10 protein-coding genes and 2 pseudogenes are annotated in these 8,542 nt (G+C 70.2%); 9 read left to right on the forward strand and 3 right to left on the reverse strand.

The genetic code is table 11. The annotated features are described in order from the left end of the window. Window positions 1–143: pseudogene (locus tag K2X24_RS04775) on the reverse strand (GTP 3',8-cyclase MoaA); the annotation flags it as partial. Between the two features lie 177 nt (window positions 144–320). Here K2X24_RS04775 and K2X24_RS04780 point away from each other — a divergent pair. The 8 genes from K2X24_RS04780 to K2X24_RS04815 all read left to right on the forward strand — a co-directional run bounded on the left by K2X24_RS04780 (window position 321) and on the right by K2X24_RS04815 (window position 6,460). After that, the gene (locus K2X24_RS04780) at window positions 321–794 is read left to right on the forward strand and encodes a DUF971 domain-containing protein (RefSeq protein WP_292495202.1); all 474 of its coding nucleotides are present in this window, start codon (window positions 321–323) and stop codon (window positions 792–794) included. 32 nt (window positions 795–826) lie between these two features. Beyond that, window positions 827–2,200: an MATE family efflux transporter gene (locus tag K2X24_RS04785; RefSeq protein ID WP_292495205.1), complete on the forward strand. Its 1,374-nt coding sequence runs from the start codon at window positions 827–829 to the stop codon at window positions 2,198–2,200. 198 nt (window positions 2,201–2,398) lie between these two features. Then, window positions 2,399–2,962: an iron transporter gene (locus K2X24_RS04790; protein ID WP_292495206.1), complete on the forward strand. Its 564-nt coding sequence runs from the start codon at window positions 2,399–2,401 to the stop codon at window positions 2,960–2,962. Between the two features lie 4 nt (window positions 2,963–2,966). Then, window positions 2,967–3,311, forward strand: a complete 345-nt coding sequence (locus K2X24_RS04795; protein ID WP_292495208.1) for a cupredoxin domain-containing protein — start codon at window positions 2,967–2,969, stop codon at window positions 3,309–3,311. Between the two features lie 34 nt (window positions 3,312–3,345). After that, complete coding sequence (locus tag K2X24_RS04800) at window positions 3,346–4,806, forward strand: 4Fe-4S binding protein (RefSeq protein ID WP_292495210.1); 1,461 nt, start codon at window positions 3,346–3,348, stop codon at window positions 4,804–4,806. 52 nt (window positions 4,807–4,858) lie between these two features. Then, entirely contained in the window at window positions 4,859–5,683 is an 825-nt protein-coding gene (locus tag K2X24_RS04805) for an FTR1 family protein (RefSeq protein WP_292495212.1), read from the forward strand. Window positions 5,684–5,689: 6 nt separating this feature from the next. After that, the gene (locus tag K2X24_RS04810) at window positions 5,690–6,061 is read left to right on the forward strand and encodes a tRNA-binding protein (protein WP_292495214.1); all 372 of its coding nucleotides are present in this window, start codon (window positions 5,690–5,692) and stop codon (window positions 6,059–6,061) included. A 60-nt stretch (window positions 6,062–6,121) separates the two neighbouring features. After that, window positions 6,122–6,460, forward strand: a complete 339-nt coding sequence (locus K2X24_RS04815) for a hypothetical protein (RefSeq protein WP_292495216.1) — start codon at window positions 6,122–6,124, stop codon at window positions 6,458–6,460. 12 nt (window positions 6,461–6,472) lie between these two features. Here K2X24_RS04815 and K2X24_RS04820 read toward each other — a convergent pair whose 3' ends face one another. Next, the gene (locus tag K2X24_RS04820; RefSeq protein ID WP_292495218.1) at window positions 6,473–6,802 is read right to left on the reverse strand and encodes a DUF167 domain-containing protein; all 330 of its coding nucleotides are present in this window, start codon (window positions 6,800–6,802) and stop codon (window positions 6,473–6,475) included. A gap of 173 nt (window positions 6,803–6,975) precedes the next feature. On the opposite strand from K2X24_RS04820, the gene K2X24_RS04825 reads away from it, so the two are divergent. Continuing rightward, window positions 6,976–7,860 carry a CoA ester lyase gene (locus K2X24_RS04825; RefSeq protein ID WP_292495220.1) on the forward strand — a complete coding sequence of 295 codons (885 nt, stop codon included), beginning with the start codon at window positions 6,976–6,978 and terminating at the stop codon, window positions 7,858–7,860. A 253-nt stretch (window positions 7,861–8,113) separates the two neighbouring features. Here K2X24_RS04825 and K2X24_RS04830 read toward each other — a convergent pair. Further along, window positions 8,114–8,542 (reverse strand): annotated as a pseudogene (locus K2X24_RS04830) (NmrA family protein); the annotation flags it as partial.

An 8,542-nucleotide genomic window follows, 5' to 3' on the forward strand; every position in this document is an offset into this window, starting at 1 on the left:
TCGTCGGACATGCAGTAGACGCAACGCAGGTCGCAGCGATCGGTCACGGAGATGCGCAGGTAGGTGATCGCCCGCTGGAACGGGTCGATCAGCGGCGCGGGAGCCACCGGGGCGGCATCGTCGGTGGCGCGGGGACCCCACATGCGGGTTTCTGTGCTCTGTTGGGGTGCGGAAACGTTGGCGCGGTCGCGTGACGAACCTAACATGAAACGTCATATGAGGTCTTGCGCGGTCGCGGGCAAGTTTGCGTCGGGCGCGGGGGCCATGCAAGGCAGGTCTCATGCGATCCACACGGCCGACGCGGCCGGAAGGAAGTCACCATGACGCAACAGGCTGTCGATCCGCACGCGGCATCCGCCGCCCCCGAGCGCTGGCCCACCGAGATCCGTCTCTCGGGCGACAAGCGCACCCTCCACGTCGCATTCGAGGATGGCGGCCGCTTCGCCCTGCCGGCGGAGTACCTCCGGGTGTCGAGCCCCTCCGCCGAGGTGCAGGGCCACTCGCCCTCCGAGCGCAAGGTGATCGGGGCCAAGCGCGACGTGGCCATCCTCAAGGTCGAGCCCATCGGCAACTACGCGGTCAAGCTGACCTTCGACGACATGCACGATACCGGCCTCTACGGCTGGGGCTACCTCTACGACCTCGGACGCGAGTACCGAAACCGCTGGGCCACCTACCTGTCCGAGCTGGAGGAGCGCGGCCTGAGCCGTGATCCGGTACGCCGGGCCGCGAAAGCGGCCGCCGCCCAGAGCGAGGGTGGCGGCAGCTGCGGAAGCGGCTGCGGCTGCCACTGAACGCGCCTGATCCACGCCTCGAAAGCCGACCCATGACGCCCTCGACCGGCCCGGCCACGAGCCGGCGCGTCCTCGCGCTCGCGCTGCCGATGACCCTCGCCAACGTGACGACGCCGCTCCTCGGCTTCGTCGGCGCCACCGTGATCGGCCGGCTCGGCGACGCCGCACTCCTCGGGGCGATGGCGCTGGGCGCCGTGATCTTCGACGCGATCTTCTGGTCGTTCGGCTCACTGCGGATGGCCACCGCCGGCCTCACCGCCCAGGCGGTGGGTGCACGCGACGCGGCGGAGGTCGACCGGACGCTGGCCCGCGCGCTTGCGGCGGCGCTGGTCGTCGGAGTGGTCATCGTACTGCTGCAGGGCCCGATCGGCCGGGCCGCCTTCGCCTTGAGCGGCGCGAGCCCGGCCGTGATCGCCGCGCTGGCGGCCTATTTCCACATCCGCATCTTCGCCGCGCCCTTCACCCTCGCGAACTACGCCATCCTCGGCTCCGTGCTGGGGCGCGGGCGGACCGATCTCGGGCTGATCCTGCAGGTCGCCATCAACCTCACCAACATCGTCCTCACCCTCGTCTTCGTTCTCTTGGCGGACATGAGCGTCGCCGGCGCCGGGCTCGCCACCCTGATCGCCGAGGCGGCCGGCGCGGTGCTCGGGCTCGGGCTCCTGGCACGGCTCGGCTCGCGGCCCTTCGCGGTGCCCTTCCGGGTGGTGCGTGATCCCCTGGCGCTCGCCCGGATGATCAGCGTCAACGCCAACGTCATGATCCGGACCCTGCTGCTCGTCGGCTGCATCACCCTGTTCTCGGCGCTCGGCGCCCGCTCCGGCGACGTGGTGCTGGCGGCCAACGCCGTGCTGTGGAATCTCTTCATGATCGGCGGCTTCTTCCTCGACGGCTTCGCCACCGCCGCCGAAACCCTGTGCGGGCAGGCGGTGGGCGCCCGGGACGAGGCCCGGTTCCGCCGGGCCGCGCGCTTGAGCCTGCTCTGGTGCCTGGCCTTCGGGGGCGCCATCGCGGGCGGGTTTCTGCTTGCCGGCAACGCTTTCATCGACGCGGTGACGACGAGCCCGGAGGTGCGCGCCATGGCCCGGCTCTACCTGCTGCCGGCGGCTCTCGCGCCGCTGATGGCGGCCGTGCCCTTCGCCTTCGACGGCATCTATATCGGCGCCACCTGGACGCGGGCGATGCGCAACCTGATGCTCGTCGCGACCGCCCTCTACGGCGTCGCCCTCCTGGCCGCCCACGCGGCGGGCCTCGGCAACGGGGGCCTGTGGCTTTCGTTCCTGATTCTGCTGGCCGGTCGCGGGATCAGTCAGGCGCTGGCCTATCCCGGCCTCACGCGCCGGACCTTCGCCCCGGCGGGCAGGATGCCTCTGGATAAGCGGACCCGCGCATACACGCCGGCGTGAGACGGAATCGGACGCCGAAGCGTATCGATACCGAAACAGCGGGGCGTTTTCCCGCACCCGTCAAGGCAAAGCTCCGGACAATAGGGCGGATGTACTTGTCGGCGCAGGTAGATCATCAGTTTGGAATTGTTCTTATTCAGAAACGTGACGAAAAAGCCTCTTTGCTTGTGTAATCGTCTGGTCTACGCGCTAGCCACGATGCGCAAGAATCTCCGCTCCTCCCTCGCCCTGGCCCTCCTGTTGACCGGCACCGTCTCCCTCGGGAGCGCGGCCCAGGCCAAGGAGACGCCGATCGGGCCGCCGACCATCCAGAGCGGGCTGGAGATCGCCGCCGTGTACCTGCAGCCGATCGAGATGGACCCGCCGGACATGATGCGCGCGGCGGCCGCGTCCGACATCCACCTGGAGGCCGACATCCGGGCCACCAAGGAGAATCGCAACGGCTTCGCCGAGGGCGACTGGGTGCCGGCCCTCTCGGTCAGCTTCGAGATCACCAAGCTCGAAGGCGAGGCCGCCACCGGACCGAAGGTCAGCGGCGGCCTGATGCCGATGGTCGCCAATGACGGGCCGCATTACGGGGACAACGTCAAGCTGTCCGGTCCCGGGCGCTACCGCCTGAAGATCACGGTCGCGCCCCCCGGGGCGCACGGGCATTTCGGCCGCCACGTCGACAAGGAGACCGGCGTCGCCGAGTGGTTCAAGCCCTTCGAGGTGATCCAGGACTTCACCTTCGCGGGCATCGGCAAGAAGGGGGCTTACTGAGGCCATGGCCTTCCCCCGCCATCTGCTACCCGCCGCCGCCCTGGCGGCCGGCCTCGCCGCCATCGGGGCGCCCGCTCGCGCCGAGGAACTGCCGGTCATCAAGGTCGAGATGAAGGACGGGACCATCACCCCGAACGTCATCGAGGTGCCGGCCAACGCGCGCTTCAAGCTCGAGATCACCAACACGGGCACCAGCCCGGTGGAGTTCGAGAGCGTGGAGCTGAAGCGCGAGAAGGCGCTTGCCGCGGGGGCGACCTCCTCCATCGTCTTCCGCACCGTCGATCCGGGCACCTACGACGTGTTCGACGACTTCCACCCCAATTCCAAGGCCACCCTGGTGGCGAAGTGAAGCGGCCTCGATAACCCTGGCGAACCCAACCGGAATGGCAGTTTCGACGTCCCTCAAGCCGCACGCCGTTCCCGCGCCGCGCGGCGGCCGCACGCCGCGGGACGGCCGCACGCCGCGTGATGCCCGCGATGCCTGGATCGACGCGAAGCTCGCCGATCTCGGGCAGTGGATGCAGCGCCATGGCGGCACGATCCGCTCCATCCAGTGGGGCGTGGTCGCCGTCTATCTCGTGCTCGTCGCGGTGCCGGCCTTCCTGCCGCTGCCCGACCGCAGCGCGCACCTGTGGAACAACCTGACCGTCTTCGCCCAGTTCGCCTTCTGGGGGATCTGGTGGCCCTTCGTCCTGGTCAGCATGGTGGTGGTCGGCCGGGCCTGGTGCGGCATCCTCTGCCCCGAGGGCGCGCTGACCGAATTCGCCAGCCGCTGGAGCCTCGGCCGCGCCGTGCCGCGCTGGATCACCTGGGGCGGCTGGCCCTTCGTGGCCTTCGCCGGCACCACGGTCTACGGCCAGATGGTCAGCGTCTACGGCTATCCGAAGCCGGTGCTGGCGGTGCTCGGCGGCTCCACCGTGGCGGCGATCCTCGTCGGGCTGCTCTACGGCCGCAACAAGCGGGTCTGGTGCCGCTATCTCTGCCCCGTCAACGGTGTCTTCGCGGTGCTCGCCAAGCTCGCACCGGTGAGCTTCCAGGTCGATCACGCCGCGTGGGCGGCCTCGCCCAAACCCCGCGGCGACGCGTTCAACTGCGCGCCGCTGGTGCCGGTGAAGACCATGAACGGCGCGGGCGCCTGCCACATGTGCGGGCGCTGCTCGGGCTATCGCGGCGCCGTGCGCCTCGCCCGGCGCTCGCCCACCCACGAGATCGTTCATGTGGCCGGCACCGAGCCGAGCCTCGATCAGACCATGCTGATCCTGTTCGGCATGATGGGCCTGGCCGTCGGTGCCTTCCAGTGGTCGTCGAGCCCCTGGTTCATCGACGTCAAGCAGGCGCTGGCGACCTGGCTGATCGAGCGCGGCACGACCTGGCCCCTCGAGACCACGCTGCCGTGGTACATCCTGACGAACTACCCCGAGCACAACGACGTACTCAGCCTCCTCGATGGCGGGCTGCTGCTCGGCTACATCGCCGCCGCCGCGATCGTCCTAGGCCTCTCCCTCTCGGGCCTCGTGGCCCTCGCGACCCTTGCGCTCGGATGGTCCCGGGCCCGCTTCCACCACCTCACCCAGACGCTGATCCCGGTGGCGGGCTGCGGCGTCTTCCTCGGCCTCTCGGCGCTGACCGTCACCTTCCTGCGCGGCGACGGCATCCTCATCCCCTACGTCTCGGAGATGCGGGCCGCGCTGCTCCTCGGCACAAGCCTGTGGAGTGTCTGGCTCGCCTGGTCGGTGGCCGGCCTCTCGGCGCGGGGCCTGCGCCGCGCGGGCGCGACCCTCGGCATCGCCGCCGCCTGCGCCCTCTCGGTCTTCGGCTGGGTGCTGCTGTTCTGGATCTGGTAGGGCGCGCCGCGAACCCGGCTGCGCCCGTGAACGTGAAAAAGGAATCCTCCGCATGATCGGAGCCTTCGTCATCGCCTTCCGCGAGGTCATCGAAGCGGGCCTCATCATCGGCATCGTGCTGGCCGCCACCCGCGGCATCGCCGGACGGGGCCGCTGGATCGGCCTCGGCGTCCTCGGCGGCCTCGCGGGTGCCGCCCTGGTGGCACTGTTCGCCGAAAAGATATCCGACGCCTTCGAGGGCGCGGGCCAGGAGATCCTCAACGCCGGCGTGCTGATCGTCGCCGTGCTGATGCTGATCTGGCACAACACCTGGATGGCCAAGCACGGGCGCGAGCTCGCGGGCGAATTGCGCGCGGCCGGCGAGGCGGTGCGCACCGGCCAGAGCACGGCCGCGGGCCTCGCCCTCGTCGTCGGCGCCGCGATCCTGCGCGAGGGCGCCGAGCTCGTGCTGTTCCTCTACGGCCTCGTGGCCTCCGGCACCTCGGGGCCGGACATCCAGTTCGGGGCGCTCGCCGGCGTCGCCGTCGGCGCGGCCACCTCCTCGGTGAGCTATTTCGGCCTCGCGGCGATCCCGACCCGCTACGTCTTCTCGGTGACGAGCGGGCTCATCGTCCTGCTGGCGGCGGGGCTCGCGGCCCAGGCCGCGCAGTTCCTGACCAATGCGGGCCTGATCACCGTGCTCGACCGGCCGCTCTGGAACACCTCCGCGATCCTGCGCGAGGACAGCCTGGTCGGGCGCGTGCTCCACGCCCTGGTGGGCTACACCGACCGGCCGAGCGCCATGCAGGTGCTGGTCTATCTCGGCACCATCCTGGTCATGGTCGCGCTGATGCAGGTCTCGTCCGCCGGCAAGCGCCGCCAGCTCCGCACGGCCTGAACGCCCATGCACGTCACCCACGTCCCCGATGCGCCGGCCGCCCCGGCCATCGACTTCGACGCCTTCCTGGCGGTGGACATCCGCATCGGCACGGTGGTGTCGGCCGAGCCCTTCCCGGAGGCGCGCAAGCCCGCCCTGAAGCTCGTCATCGATTTCGGGCCGGCGATCGGCACCAAGCGCTCGAGCGCGCAGATCACCGAGCATTACAAGGCCGAGGGCCTGCCAGGCCGGCAGGTCGCCGCCGTGGTCAATTTCCCGCCGCGCCAGATCGGCAAGTTCCTGTCCGAGGTGCTGACTCTCGGCTTCGCCGACGCGAACGGCGCCGTGGTGCTGTTCCGCCCCGACGAGGCCGTGCCGAACGGCAGCCGTCTGTTCTGAAGGCCGGCCGGGCCGAGAGGCCGCTTGCCGAGGGCTCGCTTTTTCGCCATCCCTGTCCGCATGAGCGACCTCGGACAGGACGATTCCGGCATCGAGTGGGACGACGGGTTCGCCCATCAATTGCTGGGCGCGACCCTCTTCGTCGGCGTCACCTATCTCGACCACGACGGAACCCTGATCCGGCGCGAACAGGTCTTCGGCCGGGTCGAGACGGTCGATCCCGAGGCCGGCATCACCATCCGGCCCTTCGACGGCGCGGCGCCCTTCACGATGGTGCCGATCCTCGAAGCCATCGAGCCGGCCGATCCCGGCGCGTACCAGCTCTCGCCCGAGGACCCGGTGGTCGAGAACCCCGACTACACGGTGATCTTCAGCCTGACCGCCCCGCTGCGCCACTGACCCGCAGCCCGCTCAGCGGCGCAGGGCGGCCCCCTTCGTCCACGCGGCCAGCCGCGCGGCGAGCGCCGGACCCTCGCCCGACAGGACCACGATCTTGAGTCGGGCCGTCTCACCGGAGACGATCCGCACGTCGGACCGGCGCAGCTTCAGGGCCTTGGCCAGATAGGCGATCAGCGCCGCGTTGGCGGCGCCCTCGACGGGCGGCGCGGCTACCCGAACCTGCAGGGCGACGCGCCCCTCGGCATCCGCCACCAGGCCGTCCAGCCCGTCGCGATTCGCCCTCGGCGTCAGCCGCAGGGCGAAGCGGACACCCTCCGGGATGACCTCATAGGGCTCGCTCATCCGTCTCCGATCCGGGACCCGTTCCTCCGCGTCCCCGCCGGCGGTTAGCGGCCCCGCACCGGGTTCGCGTGCATTGCAACAGAATCGCTGGAATGCCACGGCATTCCGTCCGTGTCGGGGTGTCCGCGCGGGCGTGTTGCACTAAGCTTCAGCGAAAACCACGGGAACGCGACATGTCCGACCTCCGCCTGCGCCGTAGCGTGCTCTATATGCCCGGTTCGAACCAGAGGGCCCTCGACAAGGCCAAGACCCTGACGGCGGATTCCCTGATCCTCGACCTGGAGGACGCGGTGGCGCCCGACGCCAAGGAGATCGCCCGCGAGCAGGTCTGCGCCGCCGTGAAGGGCGGCGGCTACGGCGAACGCGAGATCATCATCCGCGTCAACGCCCCCCAGACGCCCTGGGGCGAGGCCGACCTGAAGGCGGCGATCGAAGCGCGGCCCGACGCGATCCTGATGCCGAAGGTGTCCTCGCCGGCCGTGCTGGAGAGCATCGCCAACCATCTCGAGGCCCTCGACGCCCCCGAGAGCATCGCCGTCTGGGCGATGATCGAGACCCCGGCCGCGATCCTGAACATCCAGGAGATCGCCAAGGCGCGCCGCGACCGGCGCACCCGCCTGACCTGCTTCGTGCTGGGCACCAACGATCTGGCCAAGGACACCTGGGCCCAGCTCGTCCCCGGCCGCGTGCCGATGCTGCCCTGGATGATGTTCACCCTCGCGGCCGCCCGCGCCGAGGGCCTCACCATCCTCGACGGCGTCTGGAACGACATCGAGGACGTGGCCGGATGCCGGGCCGAGTGCCAGCAGGCCCGCGACCTCGGCTTCGACGGCAAGACGCTGATCCACCCCAACCAACTCGAGCCCGCCAACACCTGCTTTGCCCCCTCCGACGAGGAGGTCCGCCGCGCCCGCCTCGTCATCGAGGCCTTCGACCGCGAGGAGAACGCCAAGCGCGGCGCGATCAAGATCGAGGGCCGCATGTACGAGCGCCAGCACATCGGCATGGCCCGCCGGGCGGTGAACTGGCGCGAGGCGATCGCCGCCAAGGGGTATTGACGCCAAAGCCTTCGACCGCGCCGGGCAAACCCCGACGATCAGCCTCGCGATGCGTCGAGGGCGACGTCCCGCGTCATACGATTTCCGGTTGAATCGTTCGGGGTTCTGGCGCGGGTCTCCTCTCCTTCGGGAGAGGGACAGGGTGACGTGTGTGACCTTTCGGAGATGGACTACACCTCACCCCCACCCCCTCCTTCCAGGAGAGGGAGCATGTCGCGCCTCGGCAGACCGAAGCCGTCAACCGCGAATCGTATCAGCCTTCGCCGCTCACGACCTGCCGGGCGCTCGTCCAGGGCCGCGCCCCGTAGCGGTCGTTGTCGAGGGGGCGCAATTGGCCGAGGCCGCTCGCCATGTCGCGCAGGTACTGAAGGCCCTGCCAGACCGGAAACACCGCGTCGCTCGGGGGCGTCAGCCGCCGGACGATCCGGATGATCCGGGACAGGCGGCCGAGCCCCCCGGCGCGCCAGGTTCCGAATCGCGCGCCGGTCAGCGCGCTCATCATCGCCGCGAGGTCGCGCGGCGTGACCACGTCCCCGGCGATCCGCAGGATACGCGGGCTCTCGGCGTCGAGGGCCGCCGCGGCGGTGTAGCGGGCGACGTCGTCCTTGGCGGTGAAGTCGAGGGGCTGGTCGGCGTCGCCCCAGTACAGGACCCGGCGCAGCGGCTTCAGGATGATCGGGGC

It is taken from the genome of Methylobacterium sp., from assembly GCF_019750675.1.
Taxonomy (GTDB): domain Bacteria; phylum Pseudomonadota; class Alphaproteobacteria; order Rhizobiales; family Beijerinckiaceae; genus Methylobacterium.